Origin of the sequence: Brevibacterium sediminis (assembly GCF_013623905.1) — a bacterium.
In the GTDB taxonomy this organism is placed as follows: domain Bacteria; phylum Actinomycetota; class Actinomycetes; order Actinomycetales; family Brevibacteriaceae; genus Brevibacterium; species Brevibacterium sediminis.
Map to the genome: position 1 here is coordinate 57,952 of NZ_JABKDD010000005.1, position 14,212 is coordinate 72,163.

Below are 14,212 nucleotides of genomic sequence, written 5' to 3' on the forward strand. Positions count from 1 at the left end.
ACAGTTTTATATTATGGAACTTGATTCCCATATCATGGGTACAATGAGTGTAGGATCGGACACACCGGGACGCAAGGGACTCGCACATGCGAGTTTCATGAATCGACCTCCGAGAAGGAGACGAGGATGTCACAGTCAACGCTGCGCAGGCTGTTGAGCACCGCCCGCTACGAGGTTCTGCCCACGGCCGGGATCGTCGAACGCATCGAGGAGTACGTGGCACCGGGCCGCGAGATCACGGTGACCGCGTCGACGGGGCTGACCCTCGAGGCGACGCTGTCCACGGCCGAACAGCTCCAGGCCCTGGGCTTCCGCGCCGTGCCCCACCTGGCCGCACGGATGATCCACGGCAGACCCGAGCTCACGGAGATCGTCGATCGTCTCGCCGAGGCGGCTGTGGACCGGATCTTCGTCCCCGCGGGAGACGCCACTCCCCCGGCCGGCGGATACGTCGGTGCGCACGACCTCCTCGTCGATCTCTCATCCATGGCCGCACCGTTCCAGCACATCGGCGTCAGCGCCTATCCGGAATCGCACCCGATCATCCCCGACGATGTGACGATCCAGGCGATGTGGGACAAACGCGACTACGCCACGCACCTGGTGTCGAACCTGTGCTTCGACCCGGCGCTCATCGCGTCCTGGGTGCCCAGGGTTCGCGCACGGGGCGTCGAACTGCCGCTGGTCCTCGGCATCGCCGGGAAGGTGGAGCTGGCGAAGCTCGCCCGGGTCGCAACGAAGATCGGGGTGGGTGAGTCCACGCGGTTCCTGCGGAAGAACACGGCGACCTTCACGCGAATGGCCAAGCCCGGCGGCTACAACCCGCGGAAGTTTCTCGACAAGGTCGGCTCGGTCCTCGACGACCCGGAAATGGGCGTCGCCGGTCTGCACATCTATACGTTCAATCAGATCAAGGACACCGAGGTCTGGCGCCGCAAGCAGCTCGCGGCCCTCGGCGGCGCCGAAGAGGTCTCGACCGCGTGGTGATCGAGTGGTGAGAAGCGACGATCGGGCCGATTCGATCACCCGATGTCGCTCCGGTGTCACACAATGGGATCCCCATCCGACACAGTAGGTGGCGGGCCGAAGCGTCGCCCGCCGCAAACGCATCAAGTGAAAGGGACCCCATGGCACGCATCAGCCTCGACCAGATGAACAAGAAGGCTTACGCCTCCGTTGCACATATGGATTCCTACTGCAGGCGAGCCATCGGCACAGAACTCTACGACTTCGTGAAGCTGCGCGCCTCCATCGTCAACGGCTGCGGATTCTGCGTCGACATGCACTCCAGCGACCTGATCGGCATGGGAGTCTCCTCGCGCAAGGTCGTCAACGTCGCCGCCTGGCAGCACACCGGGTCGCTCTTCGACGACCGCGAGCGCAGCGTCTTCGCCCTCACCGACGCCGTGACGAAGATCGGACCGGACTCAGTCACCGACGAGATCTGGGAAGAGGCGACGCGCCACTTCACGGATGAGCAGCTGGGAGACCTCCTGCTCGGCATCTCGACGATCAATGTGTGGAACCGCCTGGCGATCAGCACCGAAACAGTCCCACCGGCCGAGGCAGAGTCTGCTGCAGCACCGGCAGACGGCGAGCAGTCGTGAGCCGCCGCCACTAAGAATCCACGGTGGTCTACATTGGTGCACGTGAACGCGCCTGACACCGAATCACCGGCGACCCGCGCCTGGGAAGAGCGCCGGGGGCGACTCTTCGGAATCGCCTACCGCATGCTCGGAGACGTCGGGCTGGCCGAGGACATCGTCTCCGAGGTCGGCATCGCAGCGGTCGTCCAAGAGCGGAAGGGTGCCGCCGATCGTTCCGACGGTGCCGTTGGCCATTCGACTCAGCCGCCTTCCGGCACGTCGACTCAGCCGCCCGCCGGCCCCGGCAGGACCCGCAGAGTGCGTTCCTGGCCGGGGTGGCTGACGACGGTCTGCGTCCGCCGGTCGATCGACCAGGCTCGGCATCTCGAGAGCGTCAAAGAGGAGTACCCCGGGTCGTGGCTCCCCGAACCGATTGCAACCGAAGCACTGCCCGATGAAGCCGTGGCGAACAGAGAGCTGCTGTCGGTGACCCTGCTGCATCTGGCCGATCAGCTCACTCCCGAAGCCAGGGCAGCCGTGGTTCTGTCCCGAGCATTCGACGTCCCCGCGAGCGAGATCTCTTCGATCCTGGACAAATCTGCCGCCGCTGTCCGGCAGATGATTTCAAGAGCCGAACGACGGCTCGACCTCGACAGAGACCTACCGCGCTCGGGCAACAGGCAGGTGATCGACCGCCTCGTCAACGCAATCCGCTCAGGCGATCAGAGTTCGGCGCTGCGTCTGCTGCTGGCCGACGATGCGATCTTCTGGAGCGACGGCGGAGGGAAGGTCCCGGCCACTCGGAATCCGCTGTTCGGCATAGATCGGATCATCCGATTCTTCGCCGCGGTGTTCGATCCGAGCGATCCCAGCAGCCAGCAGGTGACAGGGGTGATCGCTGTCAACGGCGAAGCGGGCATCGGAATCGTCAAGGACGGTGATCTGCGTGTACTGGCCGTCGAGGTCGACGACACCGGCCGCGTGATTGGCCTGCGACAAGTGAACAACCCGGACAAACTGGAACGGGTACGCACAGATCACGTGTCATGATGCCGGGTCCGACCGTCCCTACCGGTGGGTGACCTTGCGTTTGAGACTGCGCGAGAGCAGTCCCGCCTCGTCGACGAGCAAAGCGCCCAGGCGGTCATGATGCTCGGCGATGCGCATCGTCGGTCCGGAGATTCCCACGGCCGCGACGACGTCTCCGTCGATGCCGAACACCGGTGCGGCCAGAGCGTCGAGTCCGATCTCGAACTCTTCGTGGACGATGGCGAATCCGCGATCGCGAACCGTGTCGAGATCGTCGGTGAGCTCCTTGCGTGAGCCCAAGGTCTTCTCGGTGCGCCGCTCCAGCCTGCCGGTCGGCAGCGGGATGACGTCATAGGCGAACATGACCTTGCCCAGAGCCGAGCAGTGCGGCGGCACCTCGACGTCCGCCCAGTTCGTGGCGCCGAGGACGAACGTCGAATCGACCTGGGCGACCTGGACGACTCCTTTGGGTCCCGGCATGGCGAGGTTCACCGTCTCACCGGTCTCCTCGCTGAGGCGCTGCAGGGTCGGGTCGGCTGCGGCGACGAGGTTCTCCACTCTGTCGAAGCGGGAAGCATAGGTCGCGAACAGCGATCCGCCGCGGTAGAGGCCGTCACCGTCGCGTTCGACCAGACCGTTGCGTTCGAGGGCGGAGAGCAGGCGTGAGACCGTCGACCGAGCCAATGCGGTCTCTTCGACCACCTCGGTGTAGGAGATCGGGTCGTCGGACCTCACGACCAACGACAGAATCTCTGCCGCCCGGTCGATCGACTGGGTCCCATTGCTCATCGTGCTCAGCTCCGTCGGGGAAAGGGGGTCGGCGGAATCGAGTCCCACCGACCGCACTCACCCTACCCCACGCTCTCAGACTCTGGCCGGGTTGCGCGTCGTGAGTTACAGTTTCGAAATGAGCAACAAAGACGCGGGCTCGGGCGGCGTCCAATCCGTGGATCGGGCCGTGACGATCCTCGAGATCATCGCCCGCACGGGGCTCGCCGGGATCACCGAGATCGCCGGTGAACTCGGCGTGCACAAGTCGACGGCTTCGCGCATCGTCTCCACTCTCGAAGCCCGCGGACTCGTCGAACAGGACCATCACCGCGGCAGATATCGCTTGGGCCTGTCCATCCTCCGCCTCGCCGGAGCGACGACCGCACGCCTCGACATCGTCCAGGAGGCCCGCCCGATCACCAAGATGCTCGCCGAGGCGACCGGCGAGACGATCAACGTCGCCGTCCTCTCCGACGGTGCCGCCCTTTACCTCGACCAAGCTTCGTCGACGTCCTCGGTGCAGAGCCACAACTGGGTCGGTCAGCGCATTCCGCTGCACGCGACCTCCAACGGCAAGGTCCTGCTCTCCGGCCTCAGCGAGGCAGGCATCCGGGAGACCCTGGGTGCGAAGCTGACCCGCTACACCCCGCACACCGTGACCTCGGTTGCGCAGCTGCTCACCCAGATCGCCGAGGTGGCCGCCACCGGATTCTCGCTCGTCATCGATGAGCTCGAGGTCGGGCTGACCGCAGTGTCCGCTCCCGTGCGCAATGCTCACGGAGACGTCATCGCGTCGATCTCGGCCTCGGGACCGAGCTTCCGCTTCACCGAGGACAAGGTCGCCTCGGCGAAAGACCTGCTCACTTCGGCCGCCGCCGACATCTCAGCCCGCCTCGGGTGGCGCGAACACTGAACCACGCCAAATCGGTACCCCACGAAATCGGCACCTGCGAAGCCGACACCCGCCGAAATCGGCACGGACACGCCGACGTCGGCCCCGCCTCGGCGATGGTGTGATCATCCTCGGTGGGGAGGTGGTCAGTCGAGGATGTACGTGGTGCCGCTGTCGATGCTCTCGACGGCGCGGCGGTAGAGATTGCCCACCGCCTCATCGGAGGCCGGCGGGAACCCGGGGAAGAAGTCGTGGAAATGCGTGGCCGATTCCAGAACGGTCGGGCTGGCGACGTTGATGCGGATGCCGCGCGGCATCTCACCGGCGGCGGCCATGACGAATGATTCGATGGCTCCACTGGCCATCGCGGCCGCCGATCCGGTGGGGATCGCGGCGCGGGCCGTCACCCCGGTCGTCAGGGTGATCGAACCGCCGTCCCTGACATGGGGCAGGCCGATGCGCACCAGATCCAGCTGGGCGAGCGTCTTGCCGTAGAACCCCGACTCGAAGTCCTCCCGGGTCAGTTCCGTGACGGGTTTGAACGGGACGTGTCCGGCCGTGCACACGATGGCATCGACCTCACCGACCTCGTTCAGCAGCGCCTCGATCGTCGCCGGATCGTCGAGATCGACCGCCGGATCCGTGCTCCGACCGACCTGAATGACTTCGTGCTTGCCTTCGAGCGCTCGGACGGCCGCGGTTCCGACGTGTCCCTTGGCTCCGATGATGAGTACCTTCATGGTGTCTCCCTCGTCTCGCTGGTGTGGTGGTCTGCAGCGAGCCTAAGCACGTTCGGAGGCGAAGAGAAATACTTCTGTGCGGATATTCATGTCTGAGACGCATGAAAAGGCTGTCGCTCCGCCAGAACGGCTGGTCCCCCTGGGTGCCTCGGTCTTCCCAAGGACTCCGCCTCTCCGCGCGGCCTGGAGAATCCAGATCGGTCGCTATACGCTGAGCGCATGAGTGTTGAGCTGCGTCATCTCCGCGCCCTGGTCGCCATCGACCAGACCGCGTCGTTCACGGTCGCCGCCGCGCTGCTCGGCACGACTCAGCCGACTCTGTCGCGGACGATTTCGCAGCTGGAGGAGCTTGTGGGGACGACGCTGGTCGAGCGGACCACCCGCAGCGTCGTGCTCACCGAGCGGGGAATGGAGTTCGCTGTCGAGGCCGCGTCCCTCGTCGGCCGGCTCGACCGGCTGCTGGAGCGCTTCGGCGACGATCGCGAACCCCTCCGGCTCGGATGGGCATGGGCGGGACTGGGCAAGCACACGCACGGGCTCATCAGGGAATGGCAGGCCACCTCGCAGACACCGATCGATGCGAGTCGGCCCGACGATCTGGACGCTGCTCTGGCCACGGCCGATATCGACATCGCCATCGTGAAACGAGCCGTCGGTGAACCGCAGGCGCCCGAGGGACGGGAGTGCCGGCCGCTGTTCCGCGAGTCCCTCGTCGCCGCCGTCTCCGTGTCCAACCCGCTCGCGGCCACTCCTCAGCTGAGCCTCGAACAGATCGCCCACAGCACGGTGGCTCTGTGCTCCGTCTCGCCGACGGCGAGTCTGCGACTCTGGGACGACCGCCCTGTCGCGCCTCGTCCGCTGATGGCGGGCAATACAGACGAATGGCTGGTCAACGTCGTCCTCGACAAGGCTGTCGGAGTCACCTCGGCGGCGACCTCATTCACCCACTCCCACCCCGAGGTGGTCTATCGCGAGATCGTCGATTCGCCCGAGGTCGACGTCACGATCGAGTGGAACACCCGCGGCGCCCACTCGGCCTGTCCCCGATTCGCCGAGTTCGCTCAGCGGTATTTCCGAGAGCTTACCGCTCAGCCCTGACGCTGTCGTTCGACGCGATCTTCCGACCGCGCAATGACCGCGCAAGCGACCTCTTGACACTCCCGCCTCGGCGGAGGACGATCATCGTACGCAGTTCCACATAGCGCGCATCGTTGCATAATTCGCAACGATGCTGGTGAAGGCGAAGATGCCTTCAGAGAGGAGCCTGCTCATGGCTTCCGTCCCCGCCCAGGCCAGCGTCGTCGTTGTCGGCGCCGGCATCGTCGGCAACAGCCTCGTCCACCATCTCGCCGAGCTCGGCTGGACCGATATCGTCCAGATCGACAAGGGCCCGCTGCCGAATCCGGGCGGCTCGACCGGGCACGCCTCGAACTTCATCTTCCCCGTCGACCACTCGCGTGAGATCACCGACCTCACCCTCGACAGCATGCGCCAGTACAAGGAACTCGGGGTCTTCACCGAGTCCGGCGGCTTCGAGGTCGCCCGTACCGAAGAGCGCATGGAGGAGCTGCGGCGGCGCATGGCCTCGGCACGCGCATGGGGCATCGAATCTTCCCTCGTCACCCCCGCCGAGGTCGCCGAGAAGGTGCCGTTCGTCGATCCCGAGGCCATCCTCGGTGCCTTCTGGACCCCGACGGTCGGAGTCGTCGATTCGGTCCGTGCGGGCACGATGATGCGCGAATCCGCGGAAGCGAAAGGGGCGCTTACGGTCTCGCCCAACACCGAAGTGACCGGCATCGATGTCAGGGACGGGCAGATCGCAGCCGTGTACACGACGAAGGGCGAGGTCGCGACGAACCGCATCCTCATCGCCTGCGGTGTCTGGTCCCCGCGGATCGCCGCCATGGCCGGTGCGGCCATCCCACTGACTCCGGCGGTCCACCAGATGATCAGCGTCGGGCCCGTCCCGCAGCTGGCCGAACGTCCCGGCGAGATCTCGTTTCCGATCGTGCGGGACATGGACACCTTCTGCTACGAACGTCAGCACGGCTCCGACATGGAGATCGGCTCCTACGCCCACCGGCCGATCCTCCACGACCCCGATGAGATCCCCTCGATCGAGGCGGCGAAGCTCTCCCCGACGGAGATGCCGTTCACCGAGGATGACTTCGACCCGCAGCTCGAACAGGCCGTCGAACTCATGCCCGAGGTGCTGTCGAATCCGGACGTCGAGATCCGCTATGCCATCAACGGACTGCTCTCCCTGACTCCGGACGGGGCGCCCATCCTCGGCGAATCACCCCAGGTGAAGGGCTTGTGGTCGGCGGCGGCCGTGTGGGTGAAGGAAGGTCCTGGCGTCGGGCGGGCGGTGGCCGAGTGGATGACGCACGGACTGCCGGAGATCGACGTGCAGGGTGCCGACATCGCTCGATTCCACTCCCATCAGCGCACCCGCGAACACGTGCGCGCCCGCACCTCGGAGGCATTCAACAAGACCTATGGCATCGTCCACCCCGGCGAGCAGTGGGCCAGCGACCGTGACGTCCGCCGATCCCCGATGTGGCATCGCGAGGCCGATCTCGGGGCCGTGTTCTTCGAAGCCGGCGGGTGGGAGCGGCCGCAGTGGTATCAGTCGAATGCCGGTCTGCTCGAGGAGTTCGGTGACGCGGTCATGGACCGCAGCGCCGAATGGGATTCCCGCTGGTGGTCACCGATCATCAACGCCGAACACCTCGCCATGAGGCAGCGTGCCGGGCTCGTCGACCTCTCGAGCTTCGTCATCTTCGACATCTTCGGTCCGGCTGCTCTCGACGCCGTCCAGCACATTGCCCTGGCTCAGATGGATGTCGCCATTGGCCGGGTCGTCTACACCCCGATCCTCGATGAGAACGGCGGGTTCCGTTCCGACCTGACGATCATGCGACTGGCGCACGACCGGTTCCGCGTCGTCACGGGCGCCGCCCACGGAATGGTCGATCTGAAATGGTTCGCCGACCGACTGCCGGATACGGGGGCTCAGATCGCCGATCTCACGAGTTCGTGGACGACGATCGGCTTGTGGGGACCGCGAGCCCGCGACATCCTCGGCGGTCTCACCAGCTCCGATGTCTCCCATGAGGCGTTCAAGTTCGGCACCGCCCGGACGATTGAGATCGGTTCGCTCGAGGTGCTCGCCTCCCGCATCTCCTATGTCGGTGACCTCGGTTGGGAGCTCTATGTACCGATGGAATCGGGGCTGAAGCTCTGGGATGCGCTCATGGACACAGGCCACGCGCACGGACTGCTCCCCGTCGGACTCGGCGTCTACGGCACCACGGGCCGGATCGAGAAGGGCTACCGCGCATTCGGGACTGAGCTCGATTCCGAACGCAGCGTCGTCGAGGTCGGGATGAGCCGACCGAAGGTGAAGTCCCAGGACTTCGTCGGCAGGGCCGCGCATCTGCGCCACCGCGAGGAGGACCCGAAGACGGTGCTGTGCTCGCTCACCGTCGACGATCACACGAGTGCCGGCGGGGAGAAGCGGTACATGCTCGGCGGGGAACCCATCGTCTCCGCGGACGGCGATCCGCTGATCGACGGGCACGGTCGCCACTCTTATGTCACCTCGGCGGGATCGGCTCCCAGCCTGGGCAAACACGTGCTCATGGCGTTCCTCCCACCCGCCGAGGCGGTGCTGGGCAACCGTCTGCAGGTCGTGTACATGGAGGAGTTCTATCCGGTGACGGTGGCATCGGTCGATTCGACGCCGCTGTTCGACCCTGACAACGAGTGCATCCGGAGGTAGCCGTGAACATTCTCGTCTGCATCAAACGTGTCCCCGATATCGCCGGTTCCGTCACCCTTGATGCCACCGGCACCGGGATCGACGAATCCGGTCTCGGCCACACCATGTCCTCACACGAGGAGTGCGCTGTCGAGCTCGCGATCCAGACCGCGGCCCAGGCCGGTGGGACCGTCACCGTGCTCACTCTCGGTCCCGCCGAGGCGGTCGAGCAGCTGCGTGCGGCCGTGGCGGTGGGAGCGAACGACGGCATCCTCGTCGAGGCGGCCGACCCGTCCGTGTTCGCCCCCGAGGATATTGCGCAGGTCATCGGTGATGTCATCCGTGATCGCGCCGAGGCGGGGCAGACCTTCGATCTCGTCCTCACCGGTGACGATGCCGCCGACACCGGCGATTTCCAGGTCGGGATCCGCCTGGCTTACGACCTCGGGTACCCGGTGCTCACGAATATCCAGACGATCAGTGTCGGCGGGGCGGCTGGAGGCGGCGGCGAGCGCGGCTCCGGGCGCATCGAGGCGCGCGGGATCGGACCGGTGGGAACGGAGATCTTCTCCCTCGATCTGCCCGCGGTCGTGGCCGTCCATGAGGGCGGGGTCGATCCGCGCTATCCCTCGATCACCGGGCGGATGAAGGCGAAGAAGGCCCAGGTCGTCGAATACGACGCGCCCGTTCCGGGGATGGGCAGCCCCCGGCTCCGGCTCGAACTGCCTGAGGTGAAGGCGAGTTCGGTGACCATCCTCGGCGAGGGCCCCGAAGCGGCTCCCGCCCTGGTCGATGTGCTCGAGGAGATCGGAGTGATCCGACCATGACTATGGTTTTCGTCGAAACGGACCCGGCAGGCGAGGTGACACTCACCTCCGCCGAAGCCATCACCTTCGCCCGCAAAAACCCCCAATTACTACCTGACGGGGGCGCAGCAACCTCGCGCGAGGTATCTGGGCCGCCGTCAGGTAGCACGGAGGGGGTGGTGATCGGCCCGCTCAGTGATGCTGCGGTTGAGTCGCTGGGGCGGCTCGGGGTCGGTGTCATCCATCATCTCGACCATCCGGATCTCGCGGAGTATTCTGCGGCGGCCTGGGCGCAGGCGATCGTCGACGTCGCTCCGGAGTCCGGCACACTGTTGGCCTCGGGCACCCCGCGCGGTATGGAGCTCATGGCCCACGCCGCGGTCCGCACCGGCGCCCGCATGGCTGCCAATGTCATCGCCGCCGACGCAGAGGGCCTGCTCCGTCAGGTCCACGGCGGCACCGCCTTCGAACGCCTCCGCCTCGACGGGGATCTGCAGGTGCTCACGATCGCCGGCCACGCCTGCACTCCCGAAGAGACGACCCCAATCACCCCGGAGGTCTACGCCTATGACCTCACCGTCGCCGAGGCGGACCTGACCACCCGTGTCCAGCGCACCGAGGTCGAGGCCGCCGATGATGCGTCCGGACTGACCTCGGCCAGGGCCGTGGTCGGGGCCGGTCGCGGAGTCGGTTCGGAGAACGGATTCGCCGAAGTCCTCGAACTCGTCGACCACCTCGGCGGTGCCCTGGGCGTCTCCCGTGTGGTCACGGGCCTCGGCTGGCGCCCACACGCCGAACAGGTCGGCCAGACCGGCAGCCGCATCTCCCCCGACGTCTACATCGCCTGCGGGATCTCGGGAGCAATCCAGCACATGGCCGGAATCGAGGGGGCGAAGACGCTCGTGGCCATCAACACCGATGAAGAATCGACGATGGTCCAGCGGGCGGACTATGCGATCATCGGCGACCTCCACGAGGTGGTCGGAGCCGTCAACGAGGAGATCGTCCGCCGTCGCGGCTGAGCGCAGTTCGGCCCGGGCTCCGCCAAGGCCGCTCCGGACAGTACCAATGCACTGAGAATTTCCGTTGGCGCTGGGCACCTGATTAACTATGGAACGATCGTTCAGACCTCGTTCCCAATCAGCTCCTGGAGGCAGTCATGGCCACTTTCGAACTCTCACCCGAAGTGCGCTGGTCGGATCAGGACCTGCTCGGCCACGTCAACAACGCACGGATGATCACCCTCATCGAGGAATGCCGCGTGCGCTGGATGCACGAGATCCGGGCCGGACACATCACCGGCGGCGGACTGCTCGTCGCCCGCCAGACCATCGACTACCTCGTGCCCGTCATGTACGGCCCCGAACTGAAGATGACGGTGACGGTGAAGAAGCTCGGCAACTCCTCGTTCACCGTCAACACCCGCGGTGACCAGGACGGACGTCAGGTCTTCGACCACGACTGTGTGCTCGTCCACATCGATCGGGACTCGCAGAAGCCCACTCCGCTGACGCCCGAACTGCGCGCAGTCTTCGAACCCTACCTGCAGGACTGAGGCCCGACGATTGGCGTAGGTGGGAGAAACAGTCACGCGAATCCGCTCCGGGCGTGACCATTCAGCCCACCCAGTATGAGCCTATCGCTCGCCCGACAGCAGCGAGCACCTCCCGGGGGACGCGCGATTATGGCCGATTCGTTCAAGCCGGCACCGCACCCGTCCGCATAGTCTGAAGTCATGAAACTCGACGCGATCTCGATCATCACCGCAGACATGCCCGCCGCCATCACCTTCTACTCCGCTCTCGGTCTCGAACTCGCCGACGGCGGCCCGGACGCCCCACACACCGAGTTCTCCTCCGGATCCCTGCGGATCCTCCTCGACACCGAGGCGGTCGTCCTCGGCATCGATCCCGAATGGACCCGCCCGACCGGCGGAAACAAGATGTCCTTAGCTTTCGACTGCTCCACCGCCGAGGCGGTCGATGCGACATTCGCCAAGCTCACCGGGCGCGGCGACGGGGGAAGCGATCCCGTGGCAGAAATCGTCCACGAACCCTGGGACGCGTTCTGGGGACAGCGCTACGCTGTGGTCTCCGACCCCGACGGCAACACGGTCGACCTCTTCGCCGCCCTCAACTCCTAATTGCTACCCGACGGCGGCTCAGCAACCTGGCGCCAGGTTGCTGGGCCGCCGTCGGGTAGTTCTGGGCGGGGACGAACCTACGGAACGAGCGCCACGAGCGCCCTCACCCGATGAGCACTCGCTCATCCCGCTACCCGATGAGCGAGCGCTCGTCCCGCCGCAGGTGAGCGGCATCGGCATACCCGACCTCGGCCGCTGCCGCTGTCCGCGACCACCCCGCATCGATGAGGTCTCGCGCGGCCTGCCAGCGCAGGATCTTCGCCAGGTGCTTGGGCCCGTAGCCGAACCATTCCGCGCTCAGCCGGCGCAGCTGCCGCGGTGAATACGCGAACTCCGCGGCCGCCTCGGTGACGGTCTGGGCCGGCGAATTCGAGCGCACATCCAAGGCCCGAGCCAAGGCCATCGGACGCGGATCCAGCATGGCTCGGTCCGTCAGACCGCCGGCCGTGTCGAGCAGCACCCGGGCAGCTCCCGTCACCGCGGCGGCCCCGCCCTCTCCTACAGCGCGAACCTCTGTATGCCGGCCGCCGATGACAGCGTCGAGGGGCGTCACCCGATCGGCCAGCTCCCCCGCCGAGGTGGTCAACAGCTGCGCAAGCACGCCGGAGTCGAATCGCAGGCCCACCGTCGGTGCAGCCGAACCGTGGAACATCCGTGCCGTGGAATCGGCGCCGGCGATGAGTATCTGCGAATCGATGACGATGAGATCCATGCACCCGTCGGGAACGATGAGCGATGGAGCCGCGGCAGCTGCGACAGTCGGCCCGGAAGCCAGACCGGCGGCAGTGTTCCCACGATCAGGGTCTGCCGCCTCGACGGAGGAAGCCGCCTCGGCGAGGGAATCGGCCTTGTCGGGAACGGAGACCCACAGGCTCGCCCGCAGGCGCGGAATCCGGGTTTCGCGATACACGGACTCGGCCTCCTGACGCTCTCGGCGGTAAACTCGTCTGTGTTCATCTGGTGCGGGCGGCGCGATCTGCCCCCAGAATAGCGCGCGAATCGCCCCAACAGAGGGCCGCACGACTGAGCTCACGGGAAGGAATGATGGCTGCAGCATCCTCGGCGCCGGTATCGGCGCGCAGGCAGGCTCGCCATGTCACTGTATTCCTCGATGTCGATGGCGTCCTCAACTCCTACCCGGTACCCAAGCTGCGCGGCATGGCCGAGGGGCGAAAGAAGCTGCACGCGTGGCACTACGAACTCCACTACCGGCCGTCCGTCGTCGAATTCTTCGACCGCATCGTCGAGACCCATGAGGTCGACGTCGTCTGGCTGTCGACCTGGTCGCAGCGATGCAAGTCCGAGCTCGAACCGAAATTCGGTCTGCGCAACTCCTTCGACGTCATCGAAATGCCCGATGAGACGCACAACCGCTTCGCCCACGATCCGCAGCAGTGGTGGAAGGCCCGCGCCATGGAGGACTGGCTGGCCACCCACGAACATGGGCGTGCGATCTGGATCGACGACGATCTGGCGTGGCCGGCCACCCGCGAATACTTCCTCAAGCACTACTCGCCCAACCGCCTCAAACTCATCGCCCCGGACTTCGCCCACGGCCTGACGAAAGCCCATCTAAAGGAGATCCGGGAGTTCGCCTACCCCAAGACCGACGATCCGAAGACCGACGAAGCCAAGCCCGGCGGCCCAAAGACCAAGGCATCGACGACATCCGACCTGAAGGGAACTTCATGACGCGCATCGGCCTGCTCGATTCCGGGCTCGGACTCCTCGGCACCGCCGACGCGCTGTTCAACCTCGCCCCCGACGCTGACCTCGTCCTCGCCATGGACCCGGACTTCACCCCGTACGGCAGCCTGAGCACCGAGACCCTCGAACAGCGGGCCCTGCATTCGGCCGGAGTGCTCGCCGAATGGGAACCCGACGCCATCGTCATCGCCTGCAACACCGCCTCGGTGCAGGCCCTCGAAGCCGTTCGCGCCCGCTACGAACCGGCTGTCCCCGTCATCGGCACCGTGCCCGCCGTGAAGATGGCCGCCGGCACCGGGCAGGATTTCGCGATCTGGGCGACACCGGCGACCACGGGCAGTGAGTATCAGCAGAATCTCATCGACTCCTTCGCCGCGGACCTGCACGTGGCCAAGATCGCCTGCCCCGGACTGGCCGAGGCCATCAACGCCGCCGATCTCAACAAGATCGACACCGCCATCGAGGATGCCTTCACCCGGATGGGACCGGGAATGGAGACCGTGGTGCTCGGCTGCACCCACTACGGACTCGTCGCCGACCGCATCATGGCAGCCCGAGCCGGAGCCCTCACCGTCTTCGACTCCCCCATGCCGGTGGCCAAACAGACGCTGCGCCGCATCGGCCTCGAACCCGCCGGAGTCGGCGAGGATCAGCCCGGCACCGGACGCGTGCTCGCAACCTTCGCGTCCGGCCGACGCGTCAGCCTCCCCCAGGCCTTGGATGCCTACCCGGCCGGCAAACGACTGCTCGCCCGAGAGGCCTGAGCACCTCCCCT

15 protein-coding genes are annotated in these 14,212 nt (G+C 66.1%); 12 read left to right on the plus strand and 3 right to left on the minus strand.

The window, feature by feature from the left end; translation table 11 throughout:
- Positions 1 to 126 precede the first annotated feature (126 nt).
- The 3 genes from HK108_RS09185 to HK108_RS09195 all read left to right on the plus strand — a co-directional run bounded on the left by HK108_RS09185 (position 127) and on the right by HK108_RS09195 (position 2,636).
- Positions 127 to 987, plus strand: coding sequence for a methylenetetrahydrofolate reductase (locus HK108_RS09185; RefSeq protein WP_181271272.1), 861 nt, complete (start codon positions 127 to 129; stop codon positions 985 to 987).
- A 140-nt stretch (positions 988 to 1,127) separates the two neighbouring features.
- Positions 1,128 to 1,607, plus strand: coding sequence for a carboxymuconolactone decarboxylase family protein (locus tag HK108_RS09190; RefSeq protein WP_181271273.1), 480 nt, complete (start codon positions 1,128 to 1,130; stop codon positions 1,605 to 1,607).
- A gap of 42 nt (positions 1,608 to 1,649) precedes the next feature.
- Positions 1,650 to 2,636 carry a sigma factor-like helix-turn-helix DNA-binding protein gene (locus HK108_RS09195; protein WP_229664045.1) on the plus strand — a complete coding sequence of 329 codons (987 nt, stop codon included), beginning with the start codon at positions 1,650 to 1,652 and terminating at the stop codon, positions 2,634 to 2,636.
- A gap of 18 nt (positions 2,637 to 2,654) precedes the next feature.
- Here the strand turns inward: HK108_RS09195 and HK108_RS09200 are convergent, their stop codons facing one another.
- The gene (locus HK108_RS09200) at positions 2,655 to 3,404 is read right to left on the minus strand and encodes an IclR family transcriptional regulator (protein ID WP_181271274.1); all 750 of its coding nucleotides are present in this window, start codon (positions 3,402 to 3,404) and stop codon (positions 2,655 to 2,657) included.
- Between the two features lie 118 nt (positions 3,405 to 3,522).
- Between HK108_RS09200 and HK108_RS09205 the strand changes: the two genes are divergently transcribed.
- A complete protein-coding gene (locus HK108_RS09205; RefSeq protein ID WP_181271275.1) occupies positions 3,523 to 4,299 on the plus strand; it encodes an IclR family transcriptional regulator in 777 nt (258 codons plus the stop codon).
- Between the two features lie 125 nt (positions 4,300 to 4,424).
- Here HK108_RS09205 and HK108_RS09210 read toward each other — a convergent pair whose 3' ends face one another.
- A complete protein-coding gene (locus HK108_RS09210; protein WP_139469412.1) occupies positions 4,425 to 5,018 on the minus strand; it encodes a short chain dehydrogenase in 594 nt (197 codons plus the stop codon).
- A 219-nt stretch (positions 5,019 to 5,237) separates the two neighbouring features.
- Between HK108_RS09210 and HK108_RS09215 the strand changes: the two genes are divergently transcribed.
- The 6 genes from HK108_RS09215 to HK108_RS09240 all read left to right on the plus strand — a co-directional run bounded on the left by HK108_RS09215 (position 5,238) and on the right by HK108_RS09240 (position 11,730).
- On the plus strand, positions 5,238 to 6,116 hold the full coding sequence (locus tag HK108_RS09215; RefSeq protein WP_181271276.1) for a LysR family transcriptional regulator: 879 nt from the start codon (positions 5,238 to 5,240) through the stop codon (positions 6,114 to 6,116).
- A 172-nt stretch (positions 6,117 to 6,288) separates the two neighbouring features.
- Complete coding sequence (locus HK108_RS09220) at positions 6,289 to 8,802, plus strand: GcvT family protein (protein WP_181271277.1); 2,514 nt, start codon at positions 6,289 to 6,291, stop codon at positions 8,800 to 8,802.
- Positions 8,803 to 8,804: 2 nt separating this feature from the next.
- Positions 8,805 to 9,608 carry an electron transfer flavoprotein subunit beta/FixA family protein gene (locus HK108_RS09225; protein WP_181271278.1) on the plus strand — a complete coding sequence of 268 codons (804 nt, stop codon included), beginning with the start codon at positions 8,805 to 8,807 and terminating at the stop codon, positions 9,606 to 9,608.
- 2 nt (positions 9,609 to 9,610) lie between these two features.
- On the plus strand, positions 9,611 to 10,609 hold the full coding sequence (locus HK108_RS09230; protein WP_258233301.1) for an electron transfer flavoprotein subunit alpha/FixB family protein: 999 nt from the start codon (positions 9,611 to 9,613) through the stop codon (positions 10,607 to 10,609).
- A 137-nt stretch (positions 10,610 to 10,746) separates the two neighbouring features.
- Positions 10,747 to 11,142 carry an acyl-CoA thioesterase gene (locus HK108_RS09235; protein WP_062860664.1) on the plus strand — a complete coding sequence of 132 codons (396 nt, stop codon included), beginning with the start codon at positions 10,747 to 10,749 and terminating at the stop codon, positions 11,140 to 11,142.
- A 180-nt stretch (positions 11,143 to 11,322) separates the two neighbouring features.
- Positions 11,323 to 11,730 (plus strand): VOC family protein, encoded by a 408-nt coding sequence (locus HK108_RS09240; protein WP_181271280.1) that lies wholly within the window; start codon positions 11,323 to 11,325, stop codon positions 11,728 to 11,730.
- Between the two features lie 130 nt (positions 11,731 to 11,860).
- On the opposite strand, the gene HK108_RS19090 is transcribed toward HK108_RS09240, so the two are convergent.
- Complete coding sequence (locus HK108_RS19090) at positions 11,861 to 12,640, minus strand: helix-turn-helix domain-containing protein (RefSeq protein WP_181271281.1); 780 nt, start codon at positions 12,638 to 12,640, stop codon at positions 11,861 to 11,863.
- A gap of 134 nt (positions 12,641 to 12,774) precedes the next feature.
- Between HK108_RS19090 and HK108_RS09250 the strand changes: the two genes are divergently transcribed.
- Both HK108_RS09250 and HK108_RS09255 read left to right on the plus strand, forming a co-directional pair.
- Positions 12,775 to 13,422, plus strand: a complete 648-nt coding sequence (locus HK108_RS09250) for an HAD domain-containing protein (protein ID WP_181271282.1) — start codon at positions 12,775 to 12,777, stop codon at positions 13,420 to 13,422.
- Positions 13,419 to 14,201, plus strand: coding sequence for a glutamate racemase (locus tag HK108_RS09255; protein WP_181271283.1), 783 nt, complete (start codon positions 13,419 to 13,421; stop codon positions 14,199 to 14,201). The genes HK108_RS09250 and HK108_RS09255 overlap by 4 nt, the downstream gene beginning before the upstream one ends.
- Positions 14,202 to 14,212 lie beyond the last annotated feature (11 nt).

Bases quoted from the DNA above. Each gene is read 5' to 3' on its own strand.
- HK108_RS09185 (WP_181271272.1), top strand. From the start codon at position 127: ATGTCACAGTCAACGCTGCGCAGGCTGTTGAGCACCGCCCGCTACGAG.
- HK108_RS09190 (WP_181271273.1), top strand. From the start codon at position 1,128: ATGGCACGCATCAGCCTCGACCAGATGAACAAGAAGGCTTACGCCTCC.
- HK108_RS09200 (WP_181271274.1), bottom strand. From the start codon at position 3,404: ATGAGCAATGGGACCCAGTCGATCGACCGGGCGGCAGAGATTCTGTCG.
- HK108_RS09205 (WP_181271275.1), top strand. From the start codon at position 3,523: ATGAGCAACAAAGACGCGGGCTCGGGCGGCGTCCAATCCGTGGATCGG.
- HK108_RS09210 (WP_139469412.1), bottom strand. From the start codon at position 5,018: ATGAAGGTACTCATCATCGGAGCCAAGGGACACGTCGGAACCGCGGCC.
- HK108_RS09215 (WP_181271276.1), top strand. From the start codon at position 5,238: ATGAGTGTTGAGCTGCGTCATCTCCGCGCCCTGGTCGCCATCGACCAG.
- HK108_RS09220 (WP_181271277.1), top strand. From the start codon at position 6,289: ATGGCTTCCGTCCCCGCCCAGGCCAGCGTCGTCGTTGTCGGCGCCGGC.
- HK108_RS09230 (WP_258233301.1), top strand. From the start codon at position 9,611: ATGGTTTTCGTCGAAACGGACCCGGCAGGCGAGGTGACACTCACCTCC.
- HK108_RS09235 (WP_062860664.1), top strand. From the start codon at position 10,747: ATGGCCACTTTCGAACTCTCACCCGAAGTGCGCTGGTCGGATCAGGAC.
- HK108_RS09240 (WP_181271280.1), top strand. From the start codon at position 11,323: ATGAAACTCGACGCGATCTCGATCATCACCGCAGACATGCCCGCCGCC.
- HK108_RS09250 (WP_181271282.1), top strand. From the start codon at position 12,775: ATGGCTGCAGCATCCTCGGCGCCGGTATCGGCGCGCAGGCAGGCTCGC.
- HK108_RS09255 (WP_181271283.1), top strand. From the start codon at position 13,419: ATGACGCGCATCGGCCTGCTCGATTCCGGGCTCGGACTCCTCGGCACC.